This is a genomic window from Rhizobium sp. C4 (assembly GCF_021026315.1).
GTDB lineage: Bacteria > Pseudomonadota > Alphaproteobacteria > Rhizobiales > Rhizobiaceae > Ensifer_A.
Map to the genome: position 1 here is coordinate 270,071 of NZ_JAJNCX010000001.1, position 15,806 is coordinate 285,876.

The 15,806-nt window shown below is 62.0% G+C and carries 18 protein-coding genes; 10 read left to right on the top strand and 8 right to left on the bottom strand.

Going from position 1 to position 15,806, the window contains the following annotated elements; genetic code table 11:
• Positions 1–143: 143 nt before the first annotated feature.
• The 3 genes from LQK84_RS01225 to LQK84_RS01235 all read left to right on the top strand — a co-directional run bounded on the left by LQK84_RS01225 (position 144) and on the right by LQK84_RS01235 (position 2,530).
• A complete protein-coding gene (locus LQK84_RS01225; RefSeq protein WP_230826780.1) occupies positions 144–410 on the top strand; it encodes an usg protein in 267 nt (88 codons plus the stop codon).
• A 50-nt stretch (positions 411–460) separates the two neighbouring features.
• Positions 461–1,294, top strand: a complete 834-nt coding sequence (locus tag LQK84_RS01230) for a class I SAM-dependent DNA methyltransferase (RefSeq protein ID WP_230826781.1) — start codon at positions 461–463, stop codon at positions 1,292–1,294.
• A gap of 309 nt (positions 1,295–1,603) precedes the next feature.
• A complete protein-coding gene (locus LQK84_RS01235) occupies positions 1,604–2,530 on the top strand; it encodes a LysR substrate-binding domain-containing protein (protein ID WP_230826782.1) in 927 nt (308 codons plus the stop codon).
• Here LQK84_RS01235 and ybaL read toward each other — a convergent pair.
• Complete coding sequence (gene ybaL / locus LQK84_RS01240; RefSeq protein ID WP_230826783.1) at positions 2,491–4,275, bottom strand: YbaL family putative K(+) efflux transporter; 1,785 nt, start codon at positions 4,273–4,275, stop codon at positions 2,491–2,493. The two genes, LQK84_RS01235 and ybaL, sit on opposite strands and share 40 nt — an antisense overlap.
• A gap of 110 nt (positions 4,276–4,385) precedes the next feature.
• Here ybaL and LQK84_RS01245 point away from each other — a divergent pair, with 110 nt between their 5' ends.
• The 4 genes from LQK84_RS01245 (at position 4,386) to LQK84_RS01260 (ending at position 6,677) form a co-directional block, all read left to right on the top strand.
• Positions 4,386–4,616, top strand: a complete 231-nt coding sequence (locus tag LQK84_RS01245; RefSeq protein WP_230826784.1) for a helix-turn-helix domain-containing protein — start codon at positions 4,386–4,388, stop codon at positions 4,614–4,616.
• Between the two features lie 90 nt (positions 4,617–4,706).
• Entirely contained in the window at positions 4,707–5,576 is an 870-nt protein-coding gene (locus LQK84_RS01250) for an NAD(P)-dependent oxidoreductase (protein WP_230826785.1), read from the top strand.
• Positions 5,573–5,962: a hypothetical protein gene (locus tag LQK84_RS01255; RefSeq protein ID WP_230826786.1), complete on the top strand. Its 390-nt coding sequence runs from the start codon at positions 5,573–5,575 to the stop codon at positions 5,960–5,962. The genes LQK84_RS01250 and LQK84_RS01255 overlap by 4 nt, the downstream gene beginning before the upstream one ends.
• A gap of 1 nt (position 5,963) precedes the next feature.
• Entirely contained in the window at positions 5,964–6,677 is a 714-nt protein-coding gene (locus LQK84_RS01260) for a DNA alkylation repair protein (RefSeq protein ID WP_230826787.1), read from the top strand.
• On the opposite strand, the gene LQK84_RS01265 is transcribed toward LQK84_RS01260, so the two are convergent.
• Together LQK84_RS01265 and LQK84_RS01270 are read right to left on the bottom strand one after the other, a co-directional pair.
• Complete coding sequence (locus LQK84_RS01265; RefSeq protein ID WP_230826788.1) at positions 6,643–8,295, bottom strand: hypothetical protein; 1,653 nt, start codon at positions 8,293–8,295, stop codon at positions 6,643–6,645. The genes LQK84_RS01260 and LQK84_RS01265 overlap by 35 nt on opposite strands.
• 17 nt (positions 8,296–8,312) lie before the next feature.
• Positions 8,313–8,465 carry a hypothetical protein gene (locus LQK84_RS01270; protein ID WP_230826789.1) on the bottom strand — a complete coding sequence of 51 codons (153 nt, stop codon included), beginning with the start codon at positions 8,463–8,465 and terminating at the stop codon, positions 8,313–8,315.
• A 135-nt stretch (positions 8,466–8,600) separates the two neighbouring features.
• On the opposite strand from LQK84_RS01270, the gene zigA reads away from it, so the two are divergent.
• Positions 8,601–9,800: a zinc metallochaperone GTPase ZigA gene (zigA, locus tag LQK84_RS01275; protein WP_230826790.1), complete on the top strand. Its 1,200-nt coding sequence runs from the start codon at positions 8,601–8,603 to the stop codon at positions 9,798–9,800.
• 53 nt (positions 9,801–9,853) lie between these two features.
• Here zigA and LQK84_RS01280 read toward each other — a convergent pair whose 3' ends face one another.
• The 3 genes from LQK84_RS01280 to LQK84_RS01290 all read right to left on the bottom strand — a co-directional run bounded on the left by LQK84_RS01280 (position 9,854) and on the right by LQK84_RS01290 (position 11,741).
• Complete coding sequence (locus tag LQK84_RS01280) at positions 9,854–10,342, bottom strand: Lrp/AsnC family transcriptional regulator (protein ID WP_230826791.1); 489 nt, start codon at positions 10,340–10,342, stop codon at positions 9,854–9,856.
• 147 nt (positions 10,343–10,489) lie between these two features.
• Positions 10,490–11,119, bottom strand: coding sequence for a uracil-DNA glycosylase family protein (locus LQK84_RS01285; RefSeq protein WP_230826792.1), 630 nt, complete (start codon positions 11,117–11,119; stop codon positions 10,490–10,492).
• A gap of 10 nt (positions 11,120–11,129) precedes the next feature.
• On the bottom strand, positions 11,130–11,741 hold the full coding sequence (locus LQK84_RS01290) for a glutathione S-transferase (protein WP_230826793.1): 612 nt from the start codon (positions 11,739–11,741) through the stop codon (positions 11,130–11,132).
• A gap of 182 nt (positions 11,742–11,923) precedes the next feature.
• On the opposite strand from LQK84_RS01290, the gene LQK84_RS01295 reads away from it, so the two are divergent.
• The gene (locus LQK84_RS01295; protein ID WP_230826794.1) at positions 11,924–13,462 is read left to right on the top strand and encodes a sensor histidine kinase; all 1,539 of its coding nucleotides are present in this window, start codon (positions 11,924–11,926) and stop codon (positions 13,460–13,462) included.
• A gap of 12 nt (positions 13,463–13,474) precedes the next feature.
• Here LQK84_RS01295 and LQK84_RS01300 read toward each other — a convergent pair whose 3' ends face one another.
• Both LQK84_RS01300 and cobT read right to left on the bottom strand, forming a co-directional pair.
• Positions 13,475–13,864, bottom strand: a complete 390-nt coding sequence (locus tag LQK84_RS01300) for a diacylglycerol kinase (RefSeq protein WP_230826795.1) — start codon at positions 13,862–13,864, stop codon at positions 13,475–13,477.
• A 3-nt stretch (positions 13,865–13,867) separates the two neighbouring features.
• Positions 13,868–14,884 (bottom strand): nicotinate-nucleotide--dimethylbenzimidazole phosphoribosyltransferase, encoded by a 1,017-nt coding sequence (cobT, locus tag LQK84_RS01305; RefSeq protein ID WP_230826796.1) that lies wholly within the window; start codon positions 14,882–14,884, stop codon positions 13,868–13,870.
• 134 nt (positions 14,885–15,018) lie between these two features.
• Here cobT and LQK84_RS01310 point away from each other — a divergent pair, with 134 nt between their 5' ends.
• Positions 15,019–15,801 carry an adenosylcobinamide-GDP ribazoletransferase gene (locus LQK84_RS01310; RefSeq protein WP_230826797.1) on the top strand — a complete coding sequence of 261 codons (783 nt, stop codon included), beginning with the start codon at positions 15,019–15,021 and terminating at the stop codon, positions 15,799–15,801.
• Positions 15,802–15,806 lie beyond the last annotated feature (5 nt).

A 15,806-nucleotide genomic window follows, 5' to 3' on the forward strand; every position in this document is an offset into this window, starting at 1 on the left:
GGCAGCAGCCTCCCTGTGAGGCTGCTAATCATCTGATTCGAAAAGACAATATTTTGACAGGGAGCAAGCACTTAAGGAGCAGTTAACCATCCAGGCGCAGACTGGATGCGTCATCATTTCGTCATCAACGACATGGGGTTGTCATGAACGAAGAAATGAAACTGCAACTCAAAGGCTACGGACTGACCACGGCCGAGATCCTCTACAGGATGCCCGACCACCCGAGCGTGCTGCAGAGCTATCTCTGGCAGCACTACGATCTTGCGCCGGACTTTCCGGAAATGAAGAACTTCCTGAAATTCTGGCGGGAGAAACTGGACGGGCCGCTGCATTCGGTCCGCTACGTTCACCGCAAACTGATCTCGGCAACCGAATGGAGAGCGCTGTCAGGCGAATTCATCATTCACTGAGCGATCATAATTGAGTTGCGGGAATGTAAAGCGCGCACTAAAAGCGGCGCATGGCAAAAGCACCCGCAAAAATCGACGAAGAGGCCCTCGCAGAGGCCTATAACCGTGCGCTCGCACTTGAAAAGTCCGGCGACCTCGACGCGGCCGAAAAGGCTTACGCAGAGGTTCTGGCACTCGACCCCGAAGATCACGGCGGGGCTTCCGTGCGGCTGGCTGCGCTCGGCCGCGGCGAAACGCCGATCAAGGCGCCCGACGCCTATGTCGAGACGCTGTTCGACCAGCATGCCGAAGCCTTCGAGGAAATCCTCGTCGAGCAGCTCGGCTACTGCGTCCCGGTGATGATCCGCCAGAAGCTGCAGGAGCTCAAGCTCGGGCCGTTCGACAGCCTGCTCGATCTCGGCTGTGGCACGGGGCTCACCGGTGCATCGCTGCGCGACATGGTCAATGGCGAGATGGTCGGGCTCGATCTCTCCGAAAACATGGTCGAGATCGCCCACGAAAAAGACTTCTACGAAACGCTCTATGTGGCCGAAGGCGTCGATTATCTCGATGACAACGAAGACGGCCCGTTCGCGCTCGTGACGGCAGCCGACGTGCTGCCCTATATCGGCGCGCTGGAGCCGCTGTTCTTCGGCGTGGCGGAAAATCTTGAAGACAACGGACTGTTTGTCTTCTCTTCCGAGACGCGGTCGGACGCCGAAATCGGCCCGCTGGGCTACAAGGTCGGCCCGAGCCAGCGTTTCGTGCATTCGCAGAGCTATGTCACCGACCGCCTCGCGGCGACCGGTTTCGACATTGTCTCGATGACGGATATCAATGTCCGCATGGAGAACGGCCAGCCCTCGCCCGGCCATCTCGTGGTGGCGCGGCTGAAGAGCGAATAGCCGGCAAGACGATCCTCCAGCGGACAAGCCAGTTTTGAAGGATTGGCCAGTTTTGAAGGATCGACCAATTTTGAAGGATTGACGGGCGCCCCGGTAAAGGGTGCCCGTCTTGATTCAATTCACCTGCAGCCCGCTCCGTCTTTGCAGACGGCGGCTGGAATGTGATTTGCGCTATGGTTGCCTGTAGAATTTCGATCACCGCGTTTGGCATGGAATGCTCCTTTGACACGCATTCCATCCAACTTGCCTTCGCCGTTCAAACGAGTTTAATGTCGGCTCTGATAACATCAGGTTATGGGAAGTCGGGATATGAAGCGAGGACGCCTGCCGCTGACCGCGCTGCGCAGCTTTGAGGCTGCGGGACGGCTCTCAAGTTTCACGGCGGCAGCCGACGAGCTTCATGTGTCGCAGGCCGCGATCAGCCGGCAGATCCGCGAGCTGGAAGACGCAATCGGGGCCACCCTCTTCGAGCGGCATCATCGATCCGTCACGCTGACCGAGCAAGGCCACGTCCTCATCCATGCGCTCACACCGGCTTTCGACAGCATGAGTGCGGCCCTTGATGCAATCGCTCCCGCCTCACAGCGCCGTGCGATTGTCATCAGTGCAGAGCCTGCCTTTGCCGCCGGCTGGCTTGGCGCGCATATTTCCGATTTCCAGCAGAAACATCCCGAGATCGAGGTGACGCTGGATTCCGATCCGCAGGTCATCGATCTGCGCACCAGCAAGGCCCGCATCGCCATCCGCCATTCGTCCGGCAACGGTTCCTGGCCGGGGACGCAGTCGCGACTGCTTTATGCCGTGTCCATGACCCCGGTTCTCTCGCCGCAACTGCTGGCCGACGGCGCTGCACTGGATCAACCGGCCGACCTGCTCCGCTATCCCATGCTGCATGAAGAGCGCCGCGACCACTGGACCCGCTGGCTCGCCTTTGCGGGCGTCGTGCCGGAGGCCGAAACCCGCGGCCCGGTCTTTTCCGACTATGGCATCGTCCTGCAGAGTGCATTGGCAGGCAAGGGCGTCGCGCTCGCCGATACCGTTCTCGCAGCTGGCGAGATTGCATCAGGCCGGCTGGTCAGACCGTTTGACCTGACTATGGACTACGGCCGTTACTGGCTGGTGGCGCGCCACTTTGCCCGCCTCAACGCCAGCGAGCGGGCTTTCATCAGCTGGCTCGAATCCAGCCTGCCGCGTCCTCAACCGACAACCGGGCCGGGTTCCGACATATCCGAGTGAAGGATCTGGTCGAGGCGCTTGAGCATGCCGTTGGCCACTTCGCGCTCGCCCATGATCACCGTGTCGGCGCCGTGATTGCTGAGATAGTCAACCTCTGCGTCCGAATGGGCGCGGGCGATAACCAGCAGGCGCCCATTCATCTTCTTGGCGCTTTCGACGATATTGCCGGCCTCGAAGGCATCGGGGATGGCCACGACCAGGCTTCGTGCGCGGGCGATATTGGCAAGCGACAGCAGCCCGGCCGAGGCGGCATGGCCGGCAATCGCATCGATGCCCTCGGCGTGCAGATCGCTGACGAGCCTGTCGGCTTCTTCGATGACCACGAAGGGGATCTTGGCCGTCTTGAGGTTGGCGGCGACGATGCGGCCGACGCGGCCATAGCCCACCAGAACGCAGTGGCCGTCGTGGGCGACCGGTGTTCTCGTATCCTCCTCAAAGGTCTCGACCTTTTCGTCCTCGGCCACGGGCGCGGCGGCCTCGGTCTGCGGCGACTTCCGGGCGGCGCGGCGGGCGGCCGCGTCTTCGAAGCGGGGACGCAGACGCTCCGTCAGGAAGAACATCAGCGGGTTCAGCACGATCGAGATGATGGCACCGGCGAGAATGAAGTCACGCCCCTCTTCCGGCAGCAGTTTCAGGCCGACACCGAGTTCGGCAAGAATGAAGGAGAACTCGCCGATCTGCGCCAGACTGGCCGAAATGGTCAGCGCCGTCGACACGCTCTTGCGGAAGAGGATGACGATCAGGAAGGCCGCCGCCGACTTGCCGATGACGATGATGAAGACGGTGGCAAGGATGGCGAGCGGCTGCGTGACCAGGATATGCGGGTCAAACAGCATGCCGACGGACACGAAGAACAGAACCGCGAAGGCGTCGCGCAACGGCAGGCTTTCACGGGCTGCACTGTGAGAGAGTTCGCTTTCGGAAAGCACCATGCCGGCGAAGAATGCACCGAGCGCCAGCGAGACGCCGAACAGCTGCGACGCGCCGAAGGCAACGCCGAGCGCTATCGCCAGAACCCCGAGACGGAACAGCTCACGCGAGCCCGAATGGGCGATGCGGTGCAGGATGGCCGGGATGACCTTGCGCCCGAAGACGAGCATGACGGCGACAAAGAGCGCGACTTTCAGCAACGTCAGCGCGATCAATCCGCCGATGCCGATATCGATGCCGCTCTTATCGACGAGAGCGACCGCGAGAGGATCACTCAGGCGCTCGCCGCTGCCGACCGAGGCGACGGCGGGGATCAGGACCAGCGCCAGCACCATGGCAAGGTCTTCCACGATCAGCCAGCCGACGGCAATGCGCCCCTTTTCCGTCTCGACCATGCGCCGCTCCTGAAGCGCCTTGAGCAAGACCACCGTCGAGGCAACGGAGAGTGCGAGGCCGAAGACGAGACTGCCACCGGTCGTCCAGCCCATCAGATAGCCCATGCCCCAGCCGAGCAGCGTCGCGAAGCCGATCTGCACGATGGCGCCCGGCACGGCAATGAGGCGCACCGACATCAGGTCCTTCAGCGAGAAATGAAGGCCGACGCCGAACATCAGCAGGATCACGCCAATTTCGGCCAGTTCCGGCGCAAGGTTCTGGTCGGCGACGAAACCGGGCGTATAGGGGCCCACGAGAATGCCCGCGACCAGATAGCCGACCAGCGGCGGCAGGCGGAAGCGATGTGCGATTGCGCCCAGAATGAAAGCCAGCACGAAGCCCCCGACCAAGGTTGAGATTAGGGGTGTTGCGTGTGGCATCGGCGTCTCCTCTTGGCGCGAGCTATAAAAAATGATATATTTGATCGATATCGACAGATATGGGTATTTTTTCGGCGAAGTTCAACCGTATGCATGCTGACGGAAAACACATGAATTTGACACCGGAAATGTGCCGCGCCGCGCGTGCCTATCTCGATTGGACGCAGGCCGATCTGGCAGAGCGTGCGGCCGTTTCACGCGGCACCGTCAGGGACTACGAGGCGAACGCCCATGCCGTGCACCGCTCGACGCCGGCGCTGCTGCGCAAGGCGCTGGAAGATGGCGGCGTGACGCTCATCGACATGGATGGCGGCGGGATCGCGCTGATACAGGGCGACTGACCGAGTGTCATACCCCGCGCGGCAATTTGATTTCGCCCGCCGATGTTCTACAAGAATGGCCTGACAAAATGAGCATCGGAGTCGCATCGCATGGCCAAAGTCGCGTTCATCGGTCTCGGCGTCATGGGTTATCCCATGGCCGGACATCTCAAGACCAAGGGCGGGCATGATGTTTCCGTCTATAACCGCACCTTTTCGAAGGCCGAAGCCTGGGCGGCGCAGTTTGGCGGTTCAGCGTTTCGGACGCCTGCGGAGGCCGCGCGCGATGCGGATTTCGTCTTCACCTGCGTCGGCAATGACGATGATCTCCGGTCGGTGACATTGGGTGACGAGGGCTGCATCGCCGGCATGAAGCCTGGCGCCGTCCTCATCGACAACACGACGGCGTCCGCGGACGTCGCGCGCGAACTCGAGGTGGCCTGCAAGGCAAAGGGTCTCGGCTTCGTCGATGCGCCGGTGTCCGGTGGACAGGCGGGCGCGGAAAACGGGGTTCTGACCGTCATGTGCGGTGGCGATGAAGCGACGTTCGAAAAATCCAAGCCCGTCATCTCCGCCTATGCCCGCATGGTGGGCCTGATGGGCCCTGCCGGCGCCGGCCAGCTGACGAAGATGGTCAACCAGATCTGCATTGCCGGTGTCGTACAGGGTCTTGCCGAGGGCATTCATTTCGGCAAGCGCGCCGGTCTCGATATCGAGAAGGTGATCGAGGTCATCTCGAAGGGGGCGGCCGGCTCCTGGCAGATGGAAAACCGCCACAAGACGATGAACGAAGGCCGCTATGACTTCGGCTTTGCCATCGACTGGATGCGCAAGGACCTCGGTATCGTGCTTTCGGAAGCGCGCAACAACGGCGCCAAGCTGCCGGTGACCGCTCTTGTCGATCAGTTCTATGGCGACGTGCAGGCCATGGGCGGCAATCGGTGGGATACATCCTCCCTGCTGGCGCGGCTCGAAAAATGATACCGGGCATCGCCCTGCGGCTCAGCTTGTTCGTCATGGCGCTGCATCTCGGCGCCCTGACGGGTGCTGCTGCCGGACAGGACGTTGTTGCTGATGTCAGCAGAGGCGTGTCGGCGGCGATCGGGCGCTGTTTCCAGGCTCCAAAGGGCTATGCCCCGCCCTACCCGGCTGTTGCGCTTCTGCTGAACTTCCGCCCCGACGGCAATCTGGACGGACCGCCGCAGCTCGGCGATCCGCCCGGCGGTGATGCGCGACATTCGGCGACGGTTGCGGCGGTGCTTGCCGCCGCCAGCGAATGCGCAAAGATCGACAATGCCGCGCGCTTTCGGCAGGATTACCCGGCCTGGAAGTCGCTGCGCCTGGTTTTTCGTCCCGGAGAGCCCTGATATGGACCTCAACCCCGCCTCAAGTGTCGCGGACATCGTCGCCACCCTGAAGTCTCTTGGCAACGCAACGAATGTCGCCGGAATGGCGCGCTTTGGCATCGAGACCAGCACCGCCCTTGGCATTTCCACGGATGACATGCGCAGGATCGCGCGGCTGATCAAGAAGGACCATGCTCGCGCGCTCGATCTCTGGCGGAGCGACATCCGCGAGGCACGGCTGCTTGCAGCCATGACTGCGGAACCGCGGAAGCTCTCCCTGGAACAAGCCTGGAGCTGGGCCGGCGATTTCAACTCCTGGGAGGTCGTCGACACCGTTTCCGATCTGTTTGTCGAAAGCGGGCATTGGCCGGTCCTCATCCCGGAGTTTGCGGCAGATGAGCGCGAGTTCGTCCGCCGGACGGCCTTTTCCATGATGGCCTGGGCTGCCGTGCATCTGAAGAAGGAGCCGGACGCGCATATCCTTGCCTTCCTGCCGCTCATCGAACGGCATGCCGGCGATCCCCGCAACTTCGTCAAGAAGGCCGTCAACTGGGCGCTGCGCCAGATCGGCAAGCGGAACGTCGCCTGCCGGGAACCTGCCTGGGCGCTGGCCGAAAGGCTCGCCGCCAGCAAGGACAAGACTGAACGGTGGGTCGGAAAGGACGCTGTGCGCGAGTTCGAGAAGAAATTCGGCGACCGCATCAGAGACGGTCGTGATCAATCCGATAAAGCTTGAGATGGCGACTTCCCGCGACGGGCTGCGGGATCAGGGCGGGATTGGCCGCATCCTTGAGGAGCGCCTCGAAGAGTGATCCGCCCGGCGGCGTGAAGCGCGCCTTTGCCGCCTCCGGATAGGTGCAGAATGCCACGTAGTCGAACGGTGAAAGCCCCTCCTTCCGGGCTGCAGGATCGGCGGAATAGAGAGCTTCGAACATGAGGCGCATCCCCGGCGACGCCCGATGATAGCTGATGTCGGCCACATCCACGCCGGGAACCTGCTGCTCCAGAATTGCCAACCCGACGGCCGGCGTGACCATGTAGCGTCCAAGGGGAAGCGCCTTCATCGCCTTCCTGTCAGCCGCCGAACATGTGTCATTCATCAGAAAGTCCGCCGCATCGACGGCGTTCAGTTCGCGCTGAACCGGCATCAAGCTGGCAATCGCCTGAAACACGCAGGCGGATCCGAGAACAATCGCACCGAAAATGGAAACCAGCCGCTTCTGCGCCTGTGGCGGTCGCGACGCGATATGGCCAAGCATCTGCGGGATGAAAAGCGGAAGGATCGCGGCGGGAAACCGGATGAAGCGAAAGGCATCGAGATTGGCCATGAAGGCCGCAACGCCCATGGCCAGCACGACGGCTGGTCCGGCCTGCCCGGCCCTCAGGCTTCGCAGGGCCAATCCGCCGGCGCACAGGCTGATGGTGACCTGAAGCGCCAGATTGAAAGTCGCCGAGATCTGCCCGGATCGTATCAGCAGGAGCACGGTGTGCTCCTGATCGACATGCTCCAGCCACAGACTGCGAGACAGCGGATCAATGATGGCATAGGGACCGGCCAGTACGCCGGGCATCGTGGCGACAATGCCGGCCAGCAGGAGCAGACCGGGGATGGCGAGCGCAGCGAACCGCGTGGCCATGGCGGCATTCGCCGGCAGAAGCGTGGCAGCCAGCGCCGAGATCAGCCCGAAACCGGTAAAGGCGGCCAGATATGGCGCCGAGAAGATGTCATTGTGCACGCCGAACATGACGGCCGGTCCCGCAAAGACCAGGGTTGCGAGCGGCGCAGCGATGGCAATCGAAGCAGAAAATGCCCTGAAGATGTCATCCGCACCCGGACGCTTGCCGATCCAGGCAAGCCCCAGCCCTGCCCACAGGACGGTGATCAACGGGAGTGTCTCGAGACCAATGGTGACGGAAAGCGCGAGTGCCACGGCCATCAGCACGCCGCCGGCAACAGACCAGCACAGCACGCCATAGCTTGCGGCTGCCAGTGTCACCAGTTGCACATTGTGATGGTCGATCCGGCCCGGCACGAATTCGAGCGACGCGTAGGACATGGCCAGCGCCGCAACGAGGACATGCAAGAGTGCCGGACGCTGCCCGGCCGGCATCAGCTTTTTCATGCAGCCGGCGCTGAACCACGCAAAGACCAGCATCAGGACCGGCGGCCAGAGGTTGAAGGCAAGCTTCACGGCCTGCTCGATCGGCATCAGATGGGACAGTACCCATGTGATCGCCACATAAGGCGCATCGATCAGCCTCGACCAGGGCGAGACATAGGGGCCGGGCATGGCAATGCCCGACAGGGTCAGATCGTACCAGCCCTTGCCGGCGAGCAATTGACGGATCTGCACCGCCCTCAGCGTATCGTCTATGCCCCCAGGAAGAGGATGCCGTCTGAGAGATCATAGGCTGCGATGGCAAGGAAGAGGATTGCCAGTACGAAAAATGGTCCCAGCGCGACGCCACGCGCCGCGCGATCCGAGCCGGCCAGATCACTGCCGGATTTCTCATTTGCGACCATCTCGTACGTCCCTGGAAGCCCTGCTTGCCCGCACGCTAGCCGAGCAGCGTTAACAAAGCGCCCATTTTCAACGGTTGACGCCCGACGTTCGCGTCGATATGTAATGTTATAACATACATTCTCTTCGAGGTTCACATGCAGACAAAGTTGCCCGTCACCGTCCTTTCCGGATTCCTTGGCGCCGGAAAGACGACATTGCTCAATCACATCCTGAACAATCGCGAAGGCCGCAAGGTCGCGGTCATTGTCAACGACATGAGCGAGGTGAATATCGACGCAGCACTGGTGCGTGATGGCGGGGCGAACCTGTCGCGCACCGACGAGCAGCTGGTGGAGATGAGCAACGGCTGCATCTGCTGTACGCTGCGCGACGACCTGCTTCGGGAAGTCCGGTCACTCGCCGAACAGGGGCGTTTCGACTACCTGCTGATCGAGTCCTCCGGCATTTCGGAGCCCCTGCCCGTCGCCACCACTTTCGAATTCCGCGATGAGGAAGGCCAGAGCCTGGCCGACGTCGCGCAGCTGGACACGATGGTCACCGTGGTCGATGCGGCAAATCTTCTGAAGGACTACGGTTCTGCCGACTTCCTGTCAGACCGGGGCGAAACGGCAGGCGAAGGCGACGACCGGACCCTGGTCGGCCTGCTGGTCGAACAGATCGAGTTTGCCGATGTCATCATTCTCAACAAGGTGAGCACGGCCACGCCGGACGAACGCGCCGCAGCGCGCGCCATCCTCCGCTCGCTGAACGCTGACGCGCGGATCATCGAGACGGATTTCGCCGAAGTGGATCTTGCCGAGGTCATGGGCACGGGTCGCTTCGACCTCGAACGGGCCGAGCAGAACCCGCTCTGGTTCAAGGAAATGCATGGCTTCAAGGACCATATCCCCGAAACGGAAGAATATGGCGTCCGGTCCTTCGTCTACCGCGCGCGCCGCCCCTTCAATCCGGAGAGGTTCATGGCGTTTCTCGACCGTTCCTGGCCGGGTGTCGTCCGCGCCAAGGGCTTTTTCTGGCTGGCAACCAAGCCGCATTATGTCGGGGAACTCAGCCAGGCCGGCGCGCTCGTGCGTACGGGCAAGATGGGGCTCTGGTGGGCTGCCGTGCCGAAGGATCAATGGCCCCAGGACAAGCGTTTCAAGGAGCGCATGGCGCCCTATATGGACCCGGTCTGGGGCGACCGTCGGCAGGAAATCGTCTTTATCGGCACCGACCCGATGAACGAGGAAGAAATCACCGACCTGCTCAACGATTGTCTCGTTGCCGACACCGCCTATCAGCCCGAACGCTGGAAGACGCTGCCGGACCCGTTTGCCGACTGGTATGCGCGTTGACATCTTGAAATGCGCACGACGCGGAGCTTGCCTCCGCGTCGTCTGCCGAACGATCAGTCCTCGTTCGACTTGGACGATTCCAGCGACATGTAGTCGAGCGGCAGTTCGGTCGTGTACTTGATCTGCTCCATCGCGAAGGCAGACGAGACATCGCGGATTTCGATCTTGGCGATCATCCGCTTGTAGAAGGCGTCGTAGGCGGCGATATCCGGAACGACGACGCGCAGCAGGTAATCCACGTCACCGCTCATACGGTAGAACTCGACCACTTCCGGAAACTCGGCAATCACCTCGGAGAAGCGCTTCAGCCATTCGATCGAATGCGCGTTCGTGCGGATCGAGACGAACACGTTGACCTTGGCGTTGACCTTGACCGGGTCAAGGACGGCGACCTGGCGCTGGATGACGCCATCTTCTTCCATCTTCTGGATGCGCCGCCAGCAGGGCGTCGTCGAGAGGCCCACCTTCTTGGCGATATCTGCAACGGCAAGGGTGGAATCCTCCTGCAGCAGGCGCAGGATTTTGCGGTCCAGACGATCCAATGGTCTTTCCTTTCAACATGCACAATCCTTCTGACACTAGCACGGTCGGCTAAAAAAAGGATTATGGTTCGCGCGCGACAATCCGCGATGCGCTCTTGGCCGGGAGGTTCCTGACGAACGAATCCGGCGATGATGATGCCGATTGTTTCAGTCTATCTTGCGGTGCACAAGCTCTTTCAGGACCGGCAACAACTCTTTCTCGAACCACGGGTTCCGCTTGATCCAGCCGGTGTTGCGCCAGCTTGGATGCGGCAGCGGCAGGACCGGAATGCCGCCAGTCGGTTCAAGATAGTCGCGCCAGTGCCGCACCGTCTCGGTCATGTTCTCCCTGACCAGCTGCCCCAGATGCCAACCTTGCGCATGTTGGCCGACGGCGAGGATCAGTTCCACCTGCGGCATGGCGGCCATCACCGCCGCACGCCAGTGCGGTGCGCATTCCCTGCGCGGCGGCAGGTCTCCGCCGTGGGCGTCATAGCCCGGAAAGCAGAAACCCATGGGTACGATCGCGAAACGGTTCACATCGTAGAACTCGTCGCGCGTCACACCCAGCCAGTCGCGCAGGCGGTTGCCCGACGCATCGTTGAAGGTAATGCCCGTTTCATGAACGCGCAGACCCGGGGCCTGGCCGGCAATCAGGATCTTCGCCGTGGACGACGCCACGACCACCGGCCTCGGCTCGTGCGGCAGCCTGTGCGCCTCACCGCGCAAGGGCGCGTCGCGGCAAAGCCGGCAACGCGCGATGTCATCCAGCAGTTCTCTCAATCCTGCGTCGCTCAATGCTGAGGCCTCACGCCTCTGCCGACGGTCGCGAGGCGATCCGCTCGTACCAGCCAAGCACGTTCGCAAGCTCCGGCGGGCATTGGATCCGGGCGGGTTTCATGAACTGGAAGGCGATGAACATCGTGATATCCGCAACGGTGAACATATCGCCTGCAACGAAGGGGCGGTCCGCAAGTTCCACATCCATGAAGCGCAGGAAATCGATCGCCTTCGGCTTGTTGATCTCGCCCCATTCGGGGAGCTGCGGCAATTCCCAATCCTTCATGGCGGGATGAATGTGCCGGAAGGCCGCGGCCACCGACATGAGGTAGCCAAGCTCGACGCGGCGGTTCCACATTTCGACAAACGCCTTTTCGCGCGCATCGCGACCGAAGAGAGGTGGGTCGGGATGAAGCTCCTCGAAATAGCGGCAGATCGCGATCGACTCCGAAAGGTTCGAACCGTCGTCAAGTTCCAGGACCGGCAGGCGCTGCAGCGGATTGCGCGCGGCAATCTCCGCCGACTTGTGGCCAAGCGCTCCCATGTCGACCGGCACAAGCTCGACCGCAATGCCTTTTTCGGCGAGATACATTCTCACCCGGCGCGGATTGGGCGCCTTCCCCCCGTCAAACAGTCTCATGGTCACCTTCTCCCCTTGGTGAAAACATCTTCATCTCCCTGCCATCACGCAAATTGCGGCGCTTGTCAGGCGGGCTCTGCGCGCCGTCCAGAATGGCAAATGAATCCTTTCCGGAAGCTTCTTCTTAACTCTTTCCAGTTAGAATTTGGTCATCGTTTCCGCGTCTGAAGTTGTATCAGTCCATGCCCGAGCGCGTCAGCACATCTCCGGACAAAAACGTCGTGGACCTGTCCAAGGCGAGCCGCAATGCCGGGCTGAACAGGACGATCCGGGAAACACGCGCCAAGTTGCAGAATGGCGACGCAGGTTCCACCCAGTTTCAGCGCGAAAGCCTCACGCTTTTCATCGACGCGAGCCTCGACAGCGCAGCTGCCGTGCCCATCCTTGCCTGCGGCATCGGCGCCTTCAGCCTTGCCTTCAACATGGGCCAATATACGCTCGTGTGGGCGCTGACGACGCTGATCGTCCATGCCATCCATGTCTTCGCGCTCCAGCAGATCAAGAGCCGTCAGCTTATCAAGGATGAGACGGCAGCCAACTGGACACGCCGCCTGCTTGCCCTGCAGCTGGCCATAGGCTTCTGCTGGGCGCTCTTTGCCAGCCAGAGCTGCACAAGCTGCGATATCGGATCCTATCTCACGTTCAAGGGTGCGGCCCTTCTCATCGTTCTCAGTGCCACTGCGCTGACCTCTTCGATGCTGAATGGCGCGGTGCTCGTCACCTTCCTTCCGACCGTTGCAGCCATTGTCTATCTCTACTGGCGCGACCGTGAGCCGATGGAAATCGGCCTGATCGCCATGTTCACGGCGGCCATGGTGTTTTTCGTCTTCTTTACCGGCCGGCTGCGTCGCACCAGCATCCAGCTTCTGTCCTACCAGTCGGAAAAGGACGACCTGATCGCCGAACTCGAAGTCGCCAAATCCATCTCCGACGAGGCGCGGCGCCGCGCCGAAGATGCAAACCTGGCGAAATCCCGCTTCCTCGCCTCTATGTCGCATGAACTGCGGACACCGCTGAACGCGATCCTCGGCTTCTCGGAGGTGATGGAGCACGAAGTTCTGGGCCCCATGTCCAACTCGACCTACAAGGAATATGTCGGCGACATCCATCGGTCCGGTCAGCATCTCCTCAACCTCATCAACGAAATCCTCGATCTCTCCCGCATCGAGGCCGGCCGCTACGAGCTGCACGAGGAATCCGTCAAGCTGGAAGAAATCACCGAGGACTGCATCGGCATGGTGCAGCTTCGTGCACGCGCAAAGAATATCCGGATCACCGAACAGTTTGAAACGGGCCTCCCGCCGGTCTGGGCCGACGAGAAGTCGATGCGCCAGGTGATCCTCAATCTGCTGTCCAATGCGGTGAAATTCACCCCGCAAGGCGGGGAAGTCGCGGTCAAGCTCGGCTGGACCGCCGGCGGCGGGCAATATGTGGCAATCCGCGACAATGGCCCGGGCATTCCCGAGGATGAAATCCCGGTCGTCCTTTCGGCCTTCGGACAGGGCTCGATTGCCATCAAGAGCGCCGAGCAGGGAACCGGCCTTGGCCTGCCGATCGTTCAGGCGATCCTCGCCAAGCACAACGGCGAGTTTGTTCTCCGCTCGAAGCTGCGCGAGGGAACCGAGGTGATTGCCATCCTGCCGCCGAAGCGCGTATTGCAGACCGTGCCCGCGGTCAGGGAAGCCCATTCAAACGAGAAGCGCCGGCGCTCCTTCGCCTGACGGCGGCTCCATTCAGCGCAGATAAACTTCGGCAACCGCGTAAGCGAGATAGGCCGCATTGAGGCCGATGAGGCAGGCGCAGGCGAGCGATCCGAGATCCTTCGCATGTCGGCCGAATATCGAGAACTCGGGCGACAGATGGTCGACCAGCTCTTCAATCGCCGTGTTGACGGCCTCGAAGGCGAAAAGCACCATCATCAGACCGGCGAAGATGAAGATGCGCTCGAACGTCGCGCCGACCAGAAGCAGCACGATGATGCCCAGAACGAAACCGCCCAGCTGCTGACGAAAGGCGGCTTCCTGCAGCAAACGCAGGAAGCCCTGCCAGGAATAGCGCGCCGCCGAGACGAAATGGCGAAAGCCTGTCTCTTTTACAAAGGGCGGCTTGCCGGTTCCGTGCATGCATCAAGCCTTGTTGGAAACACCTGCGCCTTCGAAGGTCGCCATGCCAGAGTGACAGGCAGCCGCAGCCTTGACAATCCCTGCAGCCAGCGCCGCACCCGTGCCCTCGCCGAGCCGCATGCCAAGCGCCAGAAGCGGCGTCTTGCCAAGGCGTTCGATGGCGCGAAGGTGCCCGGGTTCGGCCGACACATGGCCGATGAGGCAATGGTCGAGTGCGGACGGATTGGCGGCCTTCAGGATGGCTGCGGCCGCGGTCGCGACATAGCCGTCGATCAGGACGGGGATCTTCTGCACGCGGGCAGCGAGGATTGCGCCGGCCATGGCGGCGATTTCGCGGCCGCCGACGCGGCGCAGGACTTCGAGCGGATCACTCAGATGATCCTTGTGGAAGGCAATGGCCTTTTCGACGGCGTCGATCTTGCGCTGGAGGACAGAGCCGGCAGAACCCGTGCCGGGACCAACCCAGTCTTCGGCCTTGCCGCCGTAGAGCGCGTAGAAGATCGCCGCGGCAATCGTCGTGTTGCCGATGCCCATTTCACCGATGCAGAGAAGGTCAGTGCCGCCGGCAATGCCTTCCATGCCGAAGGCCATGGTGGCGGCGCAGTCGCGCTCGGAGAGCGCCGCTTCCTGCGTGATGTCACCCGTCGGAATCTGCAGGGCCAGATCGAAGACCTTGAGACCAAGATCATGCGTCACGCAGATCTGGTTGATGGCGGCGCCACCGGCGGTGAAATTCGCCACCATCTGCTCGGTGACTTCCGGCGGATAGGGCGAAACGCCCTGGCGCGTGACGCCGTGATTGCCGGCAAAGATGGCGACCAGCGGACGCGTCACCTGCGGAGACCGGCCAGACCAGGCGGCGAGCCAGAAGGCGATTTCCTCGAGGCGTCCGAGCGAGCCCGGCGGCTTGGTCAGCTGCGCATCGCGCTTGCGGGCCGCTTCCAGCGCGCGGACATCGGGGCCGGGAAGGTTGTTGAGAAGTTCGCGAAAATCATCGAACGGCAATCCACTCACGCTCATGGACCCAGTATCCTTGTCATTTCAGTTGGAGGCAGGCATTGATGCCGCTTTCATATTGTCCCGGATGCCGCGAGGCAACGGCAAAAGCGACGCGTGACGTCGCGGAGACCAGGGTTTTTGGGGAGCAGGCCAGAATGGTGGGACCGGATGAACTTGTAAGCGAGACCGCGCGGGCGCTCGGCTTCCTGAGCCGTATTCCGATGCCGGCTCGCTTCTTTGTCGGCCATGATGGTTCGATGCGGACCACGAGCGGCACATTTGCGGTCGCGGGCGCCCTGATCGCTCTGCCCCCGGCCCTTCTTTTCGGCATTTTCCTGTATTTCGGCGTGAAGGCGGAACTGGCGGCACTTCTCTCGCTGGCGCTTCAAATCCTCCTCACCGGCGGGCTGCACGAAGACGGGCTGGCCGATTGCGCCGATGGGCTTGGCGGCGGGCGGACACGCGAGCGGATGCTGGAGATCATGAAGGACAGCCGGCTTGGTGCCTATGGCGGGCTTGCGCTCATCCTGTCTCTGGGACTGCGGACAGAGGCGCTGGCCGGCATTGCCTCCCTCGGACCGCTCGCTGCGGGTCTTGCGATGGTCGGCATCAACGCCGCCTCGCGCGCGGCACTTGTCTGGCACTGGTCGGCATTGCCGCCGGCGCGCGCAGACGGGGTTGCCGCCGCGGTCGGTCAGCCGGATGCTGCCGCGCTCAAGACCGCGCTGATCACCGGCGGCTTGATCTATGCCCTCACGATCCTGCCCGGTCTCGGGGCCGGACCTGCCATTGCCGGCGCGATTGTCGCGGGGCTTGCAATTGCGCTGTTCACGCGCCTTGTTCATGGCAAAATTCAAGGACATACGGGAGATACCCTGGGGGCGACCGAGCAGATTTGCGAAATCGCACTTTGTGTTGCCCTTGCGGTCGCCGTTTGACCTGC